The sequence below is a fragment of the Bacteroides sp. AM37-9 genome (genome assembly GCF_003603455.1).
GTDB classification, from domain to species: Bacteria; Bacteroidota; Bacteroidia; order Bacteroidales; family Bacteroidaceae; genus Bacteroides; species Bacteroides xylanisolvens.
This window is the reverse complement of sequence record NZ_QTNF01000016.1, coordinates 60,306-76,989: the sequence shown is the minus strand read 5'-3', so window position 1 is coordinate 76,989 and position 16,684 is coordinate 60,306. Positions and strand designations below refer to the sequence as shown.

Annotated in this window: 14 protein-coding genes and 1 pseudogene; 12 read left to right on the top strand and 3 right to left on the bottom strand. The window is 43.7% G+C overall.

Annotated features, from left to right (window positions below; translation table 11 throughout):
- The first annotated feature begins 60 nt into the window (after window positions 1-60).
- The 11 genes from atpD (at window position 61) to DW862_RS12770 (ending at window position 12,537) form a co-directional block, all read left to right on the top strand.
- Window positions 61-1,578, top strand: a complete 1,518-nt coding sequence (atpD, locus tag DW862_RS12820) for a F0F1 ATP synthase subunit beta (protein ID WP_008022611.1) — start codon at window positions 61-63, stop codon at window positions 1,576-1,578.
- 12 nt (window positions 1,579-1,590) lie between these two features.
- Window positions 1,591-1,836 carry an ATP synthase F1 subunit epsilon gene (gene atpC / locus DW862_RS12815; protein ID WP_004315304.1) on the top strand — a complete coding sequence of 82 codons (246 nt, stop codon included), beginning with the start codon at window positions 1,591-1,593 and terminating at the stop codon, window positions 1,834-1,836.
- Window positions 1,837-1,916: 80 nt separating this feature from the next.
- The gene (locus tag DW862_RS12810; RefSeq protein WP_008022610.1) at window positions 1,917-2,351 is read left to right on the top strand and encodes a hypothetical protein; all 435 of its coding nucleotides are present in this window, start codon (window positions 1,917-1,919) and stop codon (window positions 2,349-2,351) included.
- Window positions 2,335-3,474, top strand: coding sequence for a F0F1 ATP synthase subunit A (gene atpB, locus DW862_RS12805; RefSeq protein ID WP_008022608.1), 1,140 nt, complete (start codon window positions 2,335-2,337; stop codon window positions 3,472-3,474). The genes DW862_RS12810 and atpB overlap by 17 nt, the downstream gene beginning before the upstream one ends.
- 111 nt (window positions 3,475-3,585) lie before the next feature.
- Window positions 3,586-3,843 (top strand): ATP synthase F0 subunit C, encoded by a 258-nt coding sequence (gene atpE, locus DW862_RS12800; protein WP_004295758.1) that lies wholly within the window; start codon window positions 3,586-3,588, stop codon window positions 3,841-3,843.
- Between the two features lie 121 nt (window positions 3,844-3,964).
- A complete protein-coding gene (gene atpF / locus DW862_RS12795; RefSeq protein WP_004315301.1) occupies window positions 3,965-4,468 on the top strand; it encodes a F0F1 ATP synthase subunit B in 504 nt (167 codons plus the stop codon).
- Between the two features lie 5 nt (window positions 4,469-4,473).
- Window positions 4,474-5,034, top strand: coding sequence for a F0F1 ATP synthase subunit delta (locus tag DW862_RS12790; protein ID WP_004315300.1), 561 nt, complete (start codon window positions 4,474-4,476; stop codon window positions 5,032-5,034).
- On the top strand, window positions 5,034-6,617 hold the full coding sequence (gene atpA, locus DW862_RS12785; protein ID WP_004315299.1) for a F0F1 ATP synthase subunit alpha: 1,584 nt from the start codon (window positions 5,034-5,036) through the stop codon (window positions 6,615-6,617). Before DW862_RS12790 ends, atpA begins: the two co-directional genes overlap by 1 nt.
- Before the next feature lie 113 nt (window positions 6,618-6,730).
- Window positions 6,731-7,627: a F0F1 ATP synthase subunit gamma gene (locus DW862_RS12780; protein WP_008022604.1), complete on the top strand. Its 897-nt coding sequence runs from the start codon at window positions 6,731-6,733 to the stop codon at window positions 7,625-7,627.
- 153 nt (window positions 7,628-7,780) lie between these two features.
- Window positions 7,781-9,724, top strand: a complete 1,944-nt coding sequence (locus DW862_RS12775; protein ID WP_120068632.1) for an LruC domain-containing protein — start codon at window positions 7,781-7,783, stop codon at window positions 9,722-9,724.
- A 185-nt stretch (window positions 9,725-9,909) separates the two neighbouring features.
- Window positions 9,910-12,537, top strand: a complete 2,628-nt coding sequence (locus DW862_RS12770) for a helix-turn-helix domain-containing protein (RefSeq protein WP_008022599.1) — start codon at window positions 9,910-9,912, stop codon at window positions 12,535-12,537.
- 95 nt (window positions 12,538-12,632) lie between these two features.
- On the opposite strand, the gene DW862_RS12765 is transcribed toward DW862_RS12770, so the two are convergent.
- The 3 genes and pseudogenes from DW862_RS12765 to DW862_RS12755 form a co-directional block, all read right to left on the bottom strand.
- Window positions 12,633-13,253 (bottom strand): lysine exporter LysO family protein, encoded by a 621-nt coding sequence (locus DW862_RS12765; protein WP_004315295.1) that lies wholly within the window; start codon window positions 13,251-13,253, stop codon window positions 12,633-12,635.
- 65 nt (window positions 13,254-13,318) lie between these two features.
- Window positions 13,319-13,594 (bottom strand): LysO family transporter, encoded by a 276-nt coding sequence (locus DW862_RS12760; RefSeq protein ID WP_004315294.1) that lies wholly within the window; start codon window positions 13,592-13,594, stop codon window positions 13,319-13,321.
- 569 nt (window positions 13,595-14,163) lie between these two features.
- Window positions 14,164-15,097, bottom strand: a pseudogene (locus tag DW862_RS12755) (NAD(P)-dependent oxidoreductase).
- A gap of 206 nt (window positions 15,098-15,303) precedes the next feature.
- Between DW862_RS12755 and DW862_RS12750 the strand changes: the two are divergent.
- Window positions 15,304-16,473 carry an RtcB family protein gene (locus DW862_RS12750; protein WP_087318717.1) on the top strand — a complete coding sequence of 390 codons (1,170 nt, stop codon included), beginning with the start codon at window positions 15,304-15,306 and terminating at the stop codon, window positions 16,471-16,473.
- Window positions 16,474-16,684 lie beyond the last annotated feature (211 nt).

Genomic DNA, 16,684 nt, shown 5'->3' with positions numbered 1-16,684 from the left:
TTATCATATTATAAGGTCAAAAAGGAGAGAAAAGAATAATATAAATAAAAGAGATTGCTTATGTCACAGATTATCGGACATATCTCGCAGGTCATCGGCCCTGTGGTCGATGTGTACTTTGAAGGTACGGATGCGGAACTGGTGCTGCCAAGCATCCACGACGCACTGGAGATAAAGAGGCCAAACGGCAAAATACTGGTTATAGAAGTTCAGCAACATATCGGCGAAAATACGGTGCGTACCGTAGCGATGGATAGTACCGACGGACTTCAGAGAGGCATGAAAGTGTATCCCACCGGAGGCCCGATCACTATGCCGATAGGCGAACAGATTAAAGGACGACTGATGAACGTAGTCGGTGATTCGATCGACGGTATGAAAGGGCTCAACCGCGACGGTGCGTATTCCATTCACCGAGATCCCCCTAAATTTGAGGATTTGACAACTGTGCAAGAGGTGCTCTTCACGGGTATCAAAGTGATCGACCTGCTCGAACCGTATGCCAAAGGTGGTAAAATCGGTTTGTTCGGCGGCGCCGGTGTGGGAAAAACCGTATTGATCCAGGAACTTATCAATAATATCGCCAAGAAACATAACGGATTCTCCGTATTTGCCGGAGTAGGTGAACGTACCCGTGAAGGTAACGACTTGCTGCGCGAAATGATCGAATCCGGCGTTATCCGCTACGGCGAAGCATTCAAGGAAAGCATGGAGAAAGGCCACTGGGATCTTTCGAAAGTAGATTATAACGAACTGGAGAAATCGCAAGTATCGCTGATTTTCGGTCAGATGAACGAACCTCCGGGCGCACGTGCTTCTGTGGCACTGTCCGGACTGACGGTAGCGGAATCTTTCCGCGACGCCGGTAAAGAAGGTGAGAAACGCGATATCCTGTTCTTTATCGATAATATCTTCCGTTTCACGCAAGCAGGTTCGGAAGTGTCCGCCCTTTTGGGACGTATGCCCTCCGCTGTTGGTTACCAGCCTACGCTGGCCACGGAAATGGGTGCGATGCAGGAACGTATCACGTCTACCCGCAAAGGTTCTATCACCTCCGTACAAGCGGTGTATGTGCCTGCCGATGACTTGACCGACCCGGCTCCTGCAACGACTTTCAGCCACTTGGACGCAACTACCGTACTCGACCGTAAGATCACCGAGCTGGGTATCTATCCGGCTGTCGACCCGTTGGCGTCTACGTCACGTATCCTCGACCCGCACATTGTAGGCCAGGAACATTACGACATAGCGCAGCGAGTGAAACAAATCTTGCAGCGTAACAAGGAATTGCAGGATATTATCTCTATCCTCGGTATGGAAGAACTCTCGGAAGAAGACAAGATGGTAGTGAACCGCGCCCGCCGTGTGCAGCGTTTCCTTTCGCAACCGTTTGCCGTAGCCGAACAGTTTACAGGCGTTCCGGGTGTGATGGTGGGTATTGAAGATACCATCAAGGGATTCAAGATGATTCTGGACGGAGAAGTGGATTATCTTCCCGAACAGGCTTTCCTGAATGTCGGCACGATTGAGGAAGCAATAGAGAAAGGTAAGAAATTGCTGGAACAGGCGAAAAAATAAAAATATAGAGTGATGAAAGAACTGCATTTGAGTATAGTATCGCCCGAAAAGAGCATATTCGACGGAGATGTGAAGATTGTCACATTGCCGGGCATGATCGGTTCGTTTTCTATTCTGCCGGGGCATGCGCCCATTGTATCGTCGCTGAAAGCGGGAACGTTGAGTTATACGACGATGGAGGGAGAAGAGCACACGATGGATATTCAGGGCGGTTTTGTTGAAATGAGTGACGGCACGGTTTCTGCCTGTGTTTCCTGACGGAAGCCTTCCGGCACAAAGACCAAGTATCTAAAGATTGAAAAAAACGAGATAATAACCTTACAGAAAAACACAGTAACATGATGAATATTAGTAAAACTAAACGGAACTTTATCTGTTGGCATACCTTATTTGCAGTGATTAGTGCGGCGCTCGGAGCTGTTATCCTACACTTCGCTCTGCCGGGGCATTATTTCGGAGGGTATCCGTTTATACCGGTTTATTTTTACTTCTTCGGGTTGGCCAGCATCTATATGTTCGACGCTTGCCGGCGGCACGCTCCGCAGAGATTGTTACTGTTGTATTTGGCAATGAAGATGATAAAGATGATTCTTTCGCTGATTCTGGTCTTGATTTATTGCCTTGCTGTACGCGAAGAAGCCAGAGCTTTTTTACTGACGTTTATCTCGTTCTATTTGATATATCTGATATTCGAAACCTGGTTTTTCTTCTCTTTTGAGATGAACCAGAAACGGAAAAAGAAAAATAAGAAGAAACATGAAACAGTTGCATAACATAGTAGCTCCGTTGATTCTGTTCTGTCTGATGGCAGCGGTCAGTTTGCCGGTTCTTGCGCAAGAGCAAGAGGGGGAAACGGTGGCGCAGCAGACGCAGGACGAAATTACTCCGAAGGAGGAACAGGAGAACACGGTTGATGTGAAAGAAATTGTGTTCGGTCATATCGGCGACTCCTACGAATGGCATATTACAACATGGGGTAACACGCATATTACTATACCGTTACCTATTATTGTTTATAGTAGCACTTCAGGTTGGCACACGTTCCTTTCTTCCCGTCTCGAAGAGAATGGAGGTACGTATGAAGGACTTTCCATCGCTCCCGCAGGAAGCAAATATGAAGGCAAACTGGTAGAGTATGACGCCGCAGGCGAACAGGTTCGCCCTTGGGATATTTCCATTACGAAAGTGACGTTTGCCTTGTTGTTCAACAGCGTATTGCTGCTCGTTATCGTGTTGTGTGTGGCACATTGGTACAGGAAACGTCCGCAAGGAGCCAAAGCACCGGGAGGATTTATCGGATTCATGGAGATGTTCATCATGATGGTGAACGACGACATCATCAAGAGTTGTGTCGGACCCAACTACCGGAAGTTTGCGCCATATCTGCTGACAGCGTTCTTTTTCATCTTTATCAATAACATGATGGGATTGATTCCGTTCTTTCCCGGAGGCGCGAATGTGACGGGAAATATCGCTATCACGATGGTGCTGGCAGTCTGCACGTTCCTCGCAGTCAATATCTTCGGTACGAAACATTACTGGAAAGATATTTTCTGGCCCGATGTACCCTGGTGGCTGAAAGTGCCTGTGCCGATGATGCCGTTCATCGAGTTCTTCGGAATCTTTACGAAACCGTTTGCTTTGATGATCCGTCTTTTTGCCAATATGCTGGCCGGACACATGGCGATGCTGGTGCTCACCTGCCTGATCTTTATCTCGGCAAGCATGGGGCCTGCGCTGAACGGCACGCTCACGGTGGCTTCCGTATTGTTCAACATCTTTATGAATGCGCTTGAACTGCTGGTGGCTTTCATCCAGGCTTACGTATTTACGATGTTGTCGGCAGTGTTTATCGGACTGGCACAGGAAGGAGCCAGAGTGAAAACAGAAGAATAATCAATGAAACGCGGTGAAAACGTGACTGAACGAATACGGAATAAACGCGCGGAATGAGGAATTAAATAATAAAAACAAGAGAAAATATAAACCATTTTAAAACTGAAAATTATGTTACTATCAGTATTGTTACAAGCCACTGCAGCAGCAGTAGGAGTTAGTAAATTAGGTGCAGCTATCGGTGCAGGTCTTGCAGTAATCGGAGCTGGTTTGGGTATTGGTAAGATTGGTGGTTCGGCAATGGAAGCTATCGCACGCCAGCCGGAAGCATCGGGAGACATTCGTATGAACATGATTATCGCCGCCGCCTTGATTGAAGGTGTGGCCCTGTTGGCGGTAGTAGTTTGTCTGTTGGTGTTCTTCCTCTAATCAGGTATATAACAAGCGGATTTCGCAGGCGTAAAACCCTGTTTCTAAATGGGGGAGATCCTCATGCAATGGGCAGCCGCGAAATCGTAAATTGTAAATCGTAAAATCGTAAATAAAGATTATGTCATTACTATTACCTGATAGTGGCCTGCTGTTCTGGATGTTTCTCTCATTCGGGATTGTGTTCGTGATATTGGCGAAATACGGCTTCCCCGTCATCATCAAGATGGTGGAAGGCCGTAAGACCTATATCGACCAGTCTTTGGAGGTGGCGAGGGAAGCTAATGCCCAGTTGTCTAAACTGAAACAAGAAGGCGACGCATTGGTGGCAGCCGCCAACAAAGAGCAAGGACGCATCTTGAGGGAAGCAATGGAAGAACGTGACAAGATTGTTCACGAGGCCCGTAAACAAGCCGAAATTGCCGCACAAAAAGAACTTGATGCGGTGAAACAACAAATCCAGATGGAGAAAGACGAAGCAATCCGCGACATCCGTCGCCAGGTGGCCGTGCTTTCTGTTGACATCGCCGAGAAAGTGCTCCGCAAGAGTCTTGAGGACAAGGATGCACAGATGGGCATGATCGACCGCATGCTGGATGAAGTACTAACCCCGAATAAGAACTAAGGAAGATGGAAGTCGGAATACTCTCAATGCGTTATGCAAAAGCTATCATTGAATACGCACAGGAAAAAGGTCTGGAAGACAGGTTGTATCAGGAGTTTCTGACCCTGTCGCACAGCTTTTGTGAACAGCCCGGTCTGCGCGAAGCGCTTGATAATCCCGTCATCACGACCAAGGAAAAGTTGGCGTTAGTCTGCACAGCTGCCGATGGTGACGGTAAATCGACCAGAGAGTTTGTCCGTTTTATCACTTTGGTACTGCGAAACAGGCGTGAAGGCTATCTGCAATTTATCAGCCTGATGTATCTGGATCTCTACCGGAAGCTGAAACATATCGGAACCGGCAAATTGATTACGGCCGTTCCCGTCGATAAAGAGACGGAAGACCGGATCCGGTCGGCTGCCGCACATATCCTGCATGCCCAGATGGAGCTGGAAACGGTGATAGATCCTTCTATCGAAGGTGGGTTTATCTTTGATATCAACGACTATCGGTTGGATGCAAGCGTTGCCACGCAGTTGAAGCGAGTGAAACAACAATTTATTGATAAGAATAGGAGAATTGTATAATGTCTGAAAATATAAGAGTAAGCGAAGTATCCGATATATTGCGCAAGCAGCTCGAAGGAATCAATGCCAATGTGCAACTTGACGAAATCGGTACGGTGCTCCAGGTGAGTGACGGCGTAGTGCGTATCTATGGACTACGGAACGCCGAGGCCAATGAATTGCTGGAGTTTGACAATGGTATCAAAGCAATCGTGATGAACCTCGAAGAGGACAACGTGGGTGCTGTACTGTTGGGCCCGACGGACAAAATCAAAGAAGGATTCGTCGTGAAGCGTACCAAACGTATCGCCTCCATCCGTGTAGGAGAGGGCATGCTGGGACGTGTGATTGACCCGCTGGGCGAACCGCTCGACGGCAAAGGATTGATTGGCGGCGAACTGTATGATATGCCTTTGGAACGGAAAGCTCCGGGAGTAATCTATCGTCAGCCTGTGAACCAGCCGTTGCAGACCGGATTGAAGGCTGTGGACGCCATGATTCCTATCGGCCGCGGACAGCGTGAGTTGATTATCGGCGACCGCCAGACGGGAAAGACTGCCATTGCGATTGATACGATTATCAACCAACGCACTAACTTCCTGGCAGGCGACCCTGTATATTGTATCTATGTAGCTATCGGTCAGAAGGGTTCTACCGTTGCTTCTATCGTTAATACGCTTCGTGAGTATGGAGCACTGGACTACACGGTGGTTGTAGCTGCCACGGCTGGTGACCCGGCTGCGTTGCAGTATTACGCTCCGTTTGCAGGTGCTGCCATCGGCGAGTATTTCCGTGATACCGGCCGTCATGCGTTGGTGGTTTATGATGACCTTTCCAAACAGGCGGTGGCTTATCGTGAGGTTTCGCTGATTCTTCGCCGTCCGTCCGGTCGTGAGGCTTATCCGGGTGATATCTTCTATCTGCACTCCCGTCTGTTGGAACGTGCTGCCAAGATTATCAGTCAGGAAGAAGTGGCACGCGAAATGAACGATCTCCCGGAAAGTCTGAAGGGGATTGTGAAAGGTGGCGGCTCGCTCACAGCATTGCCTATCATCGAAACGCAAGCAGGTGACGTATCGGCTTATATCCCGACGAACGTGATTTCTATCACCGACGGACAGATATTCCTTGAGACTGACTTGTTCAACCAGGGTACGCGTCCGGCTATCAACGTCGGTATCTCCGTATCCCGTGTAGGTGGTAACGCGCAGATTAAGGCTATGAAGAAGGTGGCCGGAACATTGAAGATTGACCAGGCGCAATATCGCGAGTTGGAAGCCTTCTCTAAGTTCAGCAGCGACATGGACCCGATTACTGCCCTGACTATTGATAAAGGACGTAAGAACGGACAATTATTGATTCAACCGCAATACAGCCCGATGCCCGTAGAGCAGCAGATTGCTATCCTCTACTGTGGTACGCACGGACTTCTACATGATGTCCCATTGGATAAGGTGCAGGACTTTGAACGCAGTTTCATCGAATCTCTGCAACTGAACCACCAGGAGGATGTATTGGACATACTGAAAACGGGCGTGATCGACGATAACGTGATTAAAGCTATCGAAGAGACTGCCGCTATGGTGGCGAAACAGTACTTATAATAGTGATTAGTTGGTTAGTGATAAGTGATTAGCTTACTGTCACCAACCACTAACCGCCAATTATTAATCACTATCACCAACTATTAATAATTAACCACTAACCACTAAAAAAAATGGCTTCACTGAAAGAAGTAAAAACCAGAATAAATTCGGTAAAAAGTACCCGAAAAATCACTTCAGCAATGAAGATGGTGGCTTCTGCCAAATTACACAAGGCACAAGGAGCCATTGAGAATATGCTGCCTTATCAGAAGAAGTTGAACAAGATTCTGACCAACTTCCTAAGCGCTGACCTGCCCATCGAATCTCCTTATGTGCAGGAGCGTGAAGTGAAACGTGTAGCAATCGTCGTCTTTTCTTCAAACACTTCTCTTTGTGGTGCTTTCAACGCCAACGTCATCAAAATGATGATGCAAACGATCGGAGAGTTCCGCACCCTGGGACAGGATAATATCTTGATATTCCCAATTGGCAAGAAGGTGGATGAAGCGGTCAAACGAATGGGATTCAAACCGCAGGAGACTTCTCCGACGCTCTCCGACAAACCGACGTATCAGGAGGCTGCCGAATTGGCTCACCGACTGATGGATATGTATGTGGCAGGAGAAGTAGACCGCGTGGAAATAATCTATCATCACTTCAAGTCAATGGGGGTACAGATTCTTCTCCGGGAGACGTATCTCCCCATTGATATGACGAATGTGGTAAGTGAAGAGGACAGAATGAATAAGGAGGAGGTAGAGGAGCATGAAATTGCCAATGATTATATCATCGAACCGAACGCGGAAGAATTGATCGCCAGCTTAATACCAACAGTATTGAGCCAGAAGATTTTTACCGCTGCCGTCGACTCTAATGCATCGGAACATGCTGCACGTACCCTAGCTATGCAAGTGGCTACGGACAATGCAAACGAGCTGATTCAGGATTTGACAAAGCAGTACAATAAGAGTCGTCAGCAAGCAATTACGAATGAGTTGCTGGATATTGTAGGGGGGACAATGAAATAGATTCCAAGGATTAATAACAATATTTTTTGATTCGGTATCCCATTTTTAAGATAAGCCTTAAAAATGGGATATTTGTATATATATTTGTGGCATAATTAGGCTTGATTATGGGTTTATGCCTAGACAAAACAAACTTAAAAATATATATAGATTATGAGAATTAAGCATTTATTGAACTTTTTCGTTGCAACGGTATTTATCGGTGTGGCAGTAGGATGTGCAGAAAAGGATTTGTATGATCCTAATTATGGGAAAGAACCTGTAAAAGGTCCTGAAGAATATTTTGGATTCGAAACACGTGGAGATGTGTCGCTTGATGTGAATTATGCATTACCCGGATTTGCGGCTCTTATTGAAGTCTATGACATTGATCCGATGGAAATTGTGGATAATACACCTGTAAAAAAACAAGGAGTGGAAGCTTTATTCAAGATTTACACAGATGAAAGCGGAAAGTTTAATGGAAAGATGAATATTCCTACTTCTGTAAAATCGATATACCTATATACGGAAAGTTGGGGATTACCAAGGTGTATGCCATTGGAAATAAAGGATGGTATGGTTAGTTTTGATATGTCAAATATAGGAGCTTCTACTGTAAAAGCAAAAAATAATACACGGTCTTATGGTTTTCAAGGGACGGTTCCTTATGTCTTGAATGGAAATAATAAACTGTATTCCTTATGTAAATGGGGAGAGGGAGGAAGTCTTGACAGTAAATATATGTCATTTGAAGAGAACGTTGGTGATGAAACGGTTGGAAGTTTGACGCAACGTTTGAAGAATTTCTTTAATCCTGATGGAATAGCGAATGTTGATAATATGAATTTAGTCACCCAATCCAGAACTACAAATATTACGGTAACACAAGATGGGACTGCATTGGATGTTATTTTCCTGAATCGGGATGCCATGTATAATAATTCGTTCGGGTATTATTATTATAAAACATCTAAGGAACCTGATATGTGCGGAATGTCAGATATGAAGAAGTATATCATATTTCCAAATGTTTCTTTCTCTGTATATGGAGGTCAGTTGCCTATTTTGAAATGTGGCAGTAAAGTACGTTTGCTCTATTTTGATGAACAAGGTAATGCTAAAGAGGAATTTCCAGCCGGTTATACGGTAGGATGGTTTATGTATGCTGATGGATATAATCAGAGTGAGAATGAAATTGATATAACAAAACAAGTTGCATCAGGTTTCTCTAATTTATTAGCTTCTAATCAGGTGTTGGGACAGCAGCGACAGAATTTTGTATCTGTAAAGGACGAGACAAGCGGCAAGGTTATTATCGGAGTAGAAGATGGGGCAAATAATAGTTATTGTGATCTTTTATTCTATGTAAATGCATCAAAAACTATTGAGGAACCCAATGACAGACCTGTTATAACTCCGGATGATGGAAATGAACCAGAAAAACCGGATGTAACTGAAACGAAGACCGGTACATTAGCTTTTGAAGATATATGGCCTGGCGGTGGAGATTATGATATGAATGACGTAATCGTAGAATATAATCGTACCGTATCTTTTGATAAAAAGAACCAGGTAACTAAAATTGTAGATACATTTACTCCTGTACATGATGGTGCAGTGTTTGCGAATGCTTTTGCTTATCAGGTAGATAAGGGACAATTCGGTAAAATGACTTTTTCCGCTACTACGGAAGGGATACATACGGAATCTGCAACATCTTCTATTATTGTTTGTCCGAATGTGAAGCAAGCTATTCAAAAGGTATATACTATAACCCGTGAATTTACAGGCGGTTCTTTCAATAAGAAAGATTTAAAGTCATATAATCCTTATATCATAGTGAAGTATGCCGAAGGGCAAAAAGGTCGTACAGAAGTGCATCTGCCTAAGCATGAGGCAACATCTCTTGCGGACTTGTCTTTAGCAGGTACTCAAAAGGATGCTTATTACATAGATAAAGAAGGAGCTTATCCGTTTGCTATTGATATTCCTATCTTGAACTTTATTTCAGTAACTGAAAAAAAGAGTATTGATACCGAATATCCTAACTTTAAAGCTTGGGCAGATTCTAAAGGAGAAAAATATACGGATTGGTATAACAATCATGTAAATTAACTCTCAAAGCATATAACACAACATTTGGTGTTTTTATTGTTCTCTCGTCCCGGTCGTTATTTAATGAAAACGACCGGGACTTTCTTTTATCCGATTGCTTCTCATCTCTACCAGAAAAAGTTTGCTACTTTTATTTCAATCTCTATATAGTTTTCTGTACCTTTGCACAAAACAATATAACTTTCATGGAAAATAACCCGGAACTGCAGCTAGCTTGGCAGTTCATAGAAAATACAGGCACACATTTATTTCTTACCGGAAAAGCCGGAACCGGAAAAACGACATTTCTTAGACGATTGAAAGAACACACCCCTAAGCGCATGGTTGTATTAGCACCGACAGGGATCGCAGCCATCAATGCGGGAGGAGTAACGATTCATTCTTTCTTTCAGTTGTCTTTTGCCCCTTTTGTGCCGGAAACTACCTTTAATTCTTCCCAAACACATTACCGTTACAGTAAAGAAAAGCGGAACATAATTCGTAGCATGGATTTGCTCGTTATTGATGAGATCAGTATGGTGCGTGCCGATTTGTTGGACGCGGTGGATGCAACTCTGCGGCGGTATCGCGATAGAGAGAAACCGTTTGGCGGGGTGCAACTGTTGATGATTGGAGATTTGCAGCAATTGGCTCCCGTCGTGAAAGATAATGAGTGGGAACTGTTGAGGAAGCATTACGAAACCCCTTATTTCTTTGCGAGCCATGCGTTGAAAGAAACGGTATATATGACCATTGAACTTAAAAAAGTCTACCGGCAGAGTGACACATTCTTCCTGTCTTTATTAAATAAAATCCGGGAAAATAAGGCTGACGATGAAGTGCTGAATGAACTGAACCGTCGTTATCAGCCCGGTTTCCAGCCACAAAAAGAAGAAGGATATATTCGGCTGACGACACATAATTATCAGGCACAGAAAGTAAATGACCGTGAATTGGCATCTTTGTCCGGCAAGGCGTATCATTTTCGTGCCGAGATAGAAGGAGATTTCCCCGAATATTCCTATCCTGCGGATGAACTCCTGACAATAAAGGAAGGAGCGCAAATTATGTTCCTGAAGAATGATCCATCGTCCGAGAAACGATATTATAACGGTATGATTGGTGAGGTGGTCACTGTTAATGATGCAGGTATTATTGTGCGGGGGAAGGGGAATAAATCAGAATTTCAGTTGTTGCCGGAAGAGTGGGGAAATTATAAGTACGTACTGAATGAGGAAACAAAGGAAATCACGGAAGTGATAGAAGGAACGTTCCGTCAATATCCTATCCGTCTGGCATGGGCCATTACGATACATAAAAGTCAGGGGTTGACGTTTGAGCGTGCCATTATTGATGCGCGTAACTCTTTTGCGCACGGACAGACTTATGTAGCGTTGAGCCGTTGCAAGACTTTGGAAGGGATGGTGTTGGAGTCTCCTTTGCGGAGGGAAGCCATTATTAGTGATGCTACGGTGGATAATTTCACCAAAGCGGTAGAGCAGAATAAGCCGGGCAGTCAGCAGTTGAACGATATGCAAAAGGCGTATTTCTTTGATTTGTTGAGTGATTTGTTTAATTTCTATTCGATCGATCAGGCTTATAAACGATTGCTTCGTTTGATAGATGAAGATTTGTATAAGCTCTTTCCGAAGCAGTTGGCAGAATATAAGGCATTGGAACCTCGCATCAAAGAGAAAATAGTGGAAGTGTCCCAGCGTTTTCGTAACCAGTATACCCGGTTGATACATGAGAGTGAAGACTATGCGACGAATCAGGAGTTACAGGAGCGGATTCGTTCCGGGGCCAGATATTTTCATAAAGAGTTGGCGCCGATTCGGGCTTTGTATAATAAGACTAATATGCCTCTTGATAATAAAGAGTTGAGAAAGCTGTTGGCGGAACGTATGCAGGCGTTGGATGATGCGTTGTGGATTAAAGAGTCTTTGTTGGAGGCTGTGTCTGCAAGAGAGAGATTCGCTATTACGGATTATTTGAAGTTGAAGGCTAAAGTAATGTTGAGTCTTGAGGATGATTCTTCTTCTTCCGGTTCTTCGAAAGCGTTGAAAGAAAAGAAAGAGCGGAAGGAACGGAAAGAGCGTACACGTAGCGGTGCTGAAAAGGTGAAAGTGGAAGTGCCTACGGATATTTTGCATCCGGAGCTTTATCGCGCCCTGTCTGAATGGAGGACAGCCAAAACACGTGAGGTGAATCTTCCTGCGTATGTTATTATGCAGCAGAAAGCGTTGATGGGAATTGTGAATCTGCTACCGGATAATCCAAGAGCTCTGGAAGCGATACCCTATTTCGGAGCAAAAGGGGTGGAAAGGTATGGACTTGAAATATTAGGCATTGTCCGTAAGTATATGGCGGAAAATCAATTGGAAAGACCGGAAATAATGGATATGCTCATCTCTGATAATAGGGAAGCCGCAAGCCGACGGGAAGAGCTGAAGCAACGGAAAGAAGAACAGAAGCAACGGAAAGAGGAAGAAAAACAGAAGAAGGAAGCAGAGAAACAGAAAAAAGAAGCGGAGAAGGAGAAGAAAAAAGATACAAAATTAGTCAGCTATGAAATGTTCTGCCAGGGAATGAGCATAGATGAAATAGCCAAAGCTCGCGAATTGGTATCGGGAACCATTGCCGGTCATTTGGAATATTATGTCCGTTTAGGAAAGATTAAAGTGGAGAAAGTAGTGAAAGCTGAAAATCTGGCGAAGATTCGTAAGCATCTGGAAGAACATGAATACATGGGAATATTTGCCATTAAGGCAGCATTAGGAGACGATGTCTCCTATGCTGATATAAAGTTTGTATTGGCTGTTTCCGGGCATTAACTAATTATCTCTGGACCTAGCCCCAAACATAAAAATATCTCAGTCTTTCGTTCACAATGCTCATTCTTGCTCTTGTCAAACCATCGCAAGCAATATCAGAGATTACAGAAAAAAGAAACGAAAACAGGAACACTGATATCAATCAGAATACCGTGTAAGATAGCGATGGGGATCATTTCTTTTCCCGAATATCTGCTGATGGAGGGCAGGAGTACATCCATCGAATTGACTCCTGCCGCTGAAATAGGAGCCAGTTTCCCGAAATACTTCTTGATGATTGGAGTACCGAGAAGTGCCATCATCTCACGGAAAATATTAGTCAACAGTGCGATAGTTCCTAATTCCGTAGCCAGTTGCAGCCCGATAGAAGGCTCTTTGAACTGGGTAATAAGGATAGAAGAGAGCGAATAGTATGCGAATCCGCTTCCCACTGCCATACAGTCGAACACGCTCCATTGGCGCAATAGCAGGCTTGCTAAAGCAGAAAACAGCAACGTACCGATAATCGTTCCCAACGGAATCAACAGCATTTTAGGATGCAAATGTGAAACAATCGCTTTCAGGTTCTTATTAGAACCGATACTGATTCCCACTTGCAGCATTAGTGCATAAAGTATATACATCGAAACAGTGTGCGTATCAAACTGGAACTTATTGAAAGCTCCCATGACACAACCTACACAAAAGAATAATATAACGATCAAACTTCCTTTCATTGTTCACCTCCTTCTTGAATAAACGCGTCTTTTTTCCTCTTAAAAGAAATCAGACTCCTTTTTTATTATTCGCCTCCTTTTCTAAAAAACAATTGCAGTACCAGACGGGCAGCGATCAGGCTTCCCAATACACCGGACACGGCAAGAACAATTGCCTGCCATCCGAATTTACCGAGATTGTTTACAATCAGGCTATTAGAACCGATAGACACACCGAGAATGAAGAGCAACAAGAATATTGTAAGAGAAATTGTCTTTTCTGTTTTTTGCAAGATACTCCAGTTACGTAATACATAACCGATGCCGATTCCTAAAAACATAGTAGATATAATAGAGAACATAATGTATATATTTTTGGTTAGGTTAAACTGATTATTGACAACACACAAGAGAATTTTCAAAGAAGATGATACATCTGCTTGAAAATCGGAAAGGAATACTGCTGTGAATAGTGAAACAAGTCAGCAGATAGTTCCAGTTAAGAAATAATAGGGTAATTTAGATGAATCCACTGAACCAATGTACATGCACGCAGCAAGACTTACAGAAAGTCGGTATTCCTGCAAGAAAAAGATTAGCGTTATGTAGTTGTAATGTTTGATTCATCATTGGTCTTTTTTGATTTTGGTGCAAAGATAATAACTTATTGCATATTTTCAAAATAAATATGCAATAAATAAAGCGAAAGAATTATTCGGAATGAAATAGATTGTTGTAAAAAGTAGTATTGTCTCCAATTCTGCCACTGTCTTCAATTTGGGCACTATCCCGCATTTTGTGTAAATAGCCACTGTTCACCATTTGAGGATTCTCTTATTATATAAATAGAAACCACAGAATTCCTCTTGTAGTTTTCTGTTTACGTAAAATGATGGATAATCCTTGAATAATTGGTAATCTGTCCTCTTCCTTATAAATGTTCCCAGTTCGCAAGAACCTCTTTTAGCTTCTGTGGCTCGTATCCAAGCATTGTCCGTGCTTTATCGATACTCATTCCACTAAAACGGGGACGGGGAGTGGTTTCATTCATTTCCTCTGTCGTGACAGGATGGATAAGAGAATGATCCAGTCCCATATAATCTGCTACCTGATAAGCAATCTCCGCAATGCTCATACACTCATCGCCGCAAATGTGAAAGATACCGTTCGTTGTATGTGCTATCAAACGTTGTACACCATCCGATACGTCTCCAACATAAGTCGGTGTCCTCCATTGATCGGATACGACACGGATTTCTTGCCCGGCTTTCAAACGCTTCATTACCAACTGGACAATATTACCGTGTTGTCCCGGCAGCGCTCTGCCATAAACGATTGCTACACGGATAATGGCAAAACTGCTGCAAGTTTCTGCCACTTTCTCTTCTCCTTTCCACTTGGTATATCCGTAATAGTTGACGGGAGTGGGGATGTCTTCTTCTGTGTACAACAGTCCGGCATCTTCATTTATCTTTTCATCGAAAACAAACATCTTTCCCTCGAAAACAAAGTCCGTCGATAGATGAATGAACCGGCTTTTATATTCTTCGCAAAAAACAGCCAGTCGGCTCACTGCGGTCACATTAGTAAGATAAGCCTCTTCATGATGCGTCTCGCAATAATCCGGTACGGACAGGGCGGAACAATTAATGACCACATCAGGCTGAACCTCCTCAAAAAGACGCTTAATGTCCGCTTCATTCCGTATATCTGTTTCAATGAAACGATATTTCCCTGCATCATTCGGAAGAATATCCGGATGCAGAGAAGCACCCCGTTACCTTATATTGTGCATGAACAGACAAATCATTCAATATTTGGCGTCCGGTGAATCCATTGGCGCCGATAATCAATATCTTCTTCATTAGGTTCTATTTATATATAGTGTTATAGATATCAAGGCGCCATATCCGGACTTTTTGATGATACAATCATTGCGGAGACACGACTTTTTTGCACATATTTCTACAAAAATAGAAAATAATATCCATTGCGCAAATAGATTTCGTACTTCCCATCTTACTTTGCTCCCGATAACGAGATTTATATGAATGGATAAAAGAAAAGAAGTATGGAAAAAGTAATTATGGGAACACGTTTGCCCGCTAAGCTTTGGTTGAATGAAGTAGAAGACTCTTGTATGTCGCAGATTATGGATTTGACTTCACTTCCTTTTGCATTTAAACATATCGCCATCATGCCTGATGCCCATGCAGGAAAAGGAATGCCAATTGGCGGTGTGTTGGCTACGAAGGGTGTGATTGTTCCCAATGCTGTGGGAGTAGATATCGGTTGTGGAATGTGTGCGATTAAGACCAATCGAAAAGCGGAAGATTTTAGTTATACGGATTTGACTTCCATCATGTCGAAGATTCGTGCGGCCATTCCCTTGGGATTCGATCATCATACTAAAAAGCAAGACCAGGAGTTACTTCCACAAGGATTCGACCTTGAGGAGATGCCTATATTGAAGAATCAGTACGAGGCTTGTTTGAAGCAGATAGGAACCTTGGGAGGAGGAAACCACTTTATTGAGATTCAGAAAGATACCGAAACGTCTGATGTGTGGGTGATGATTCACTCCGGAAGCCGTAACATTGGTTTGAAGGTTGCCAATCACTATAATAAGATTGCGCAATATTGGAATGAGAAATGGTATTCTGAAATGGTATCGGGACTGGCTTACCTGCCAATGGAGACGCAGATGGCAAAGGATTATTTCCGTGAAATGAACTACTGTGTGGCCTTTGCCTTTGCCAACCGTCAGTTGATGATGACCCGTATCTGTGAAGCCATTCAGGCAGTGAAACCTGAAGCGGACTTTGAGCCTATGATTAATATTGCCCACAACTATGCAGCCTGGGAGAACCATTTCGATCAGGATGTGATTGTGCACCGAAAAGGAGCTACGCGTGCCTATGAAGGTGAGATTGGTATTATCCCCGGATCTATGGGTACTAAATCCTATATCGTTGAAGGACTGGGTAATCCGGAGAGCTTCAAAAGCTGTTCGCATGGTGCCGGCCGATTGATGGGAAGAAAAGATGCCTGTCGCCGTTTGTCACTGGATGAAGAGAAAGAGCGAATGAACCAGCAAGGAATCATTCACGGACTCCGTTCGCAGGATGAACTGGATGAAGCGCCGGGAGCTTATAAAGATATTGCGCAAGTGATAGCGAATGAGCGGGATTTGGTGAAACCATTGGTGGAACTTGCTCCAATGGCAGTTATTAAAGGGTGATCGACAGATGTACCAAGAAGAGGAAAACAAAGGCAATTTGGAGTATAGGCATAAAAAAAGGAGCAACGCCTTGCTCCAACCTTTGTTAACCTTAAATCTAATACTATGAAAAACACATTGCAAAGATACGGACTCTTGGGAAATTAGCAAATAATCCAAGAAAAAAAGTATGTTTTATAACATTGATTAAGAATTTGTATTCTCGAATCTA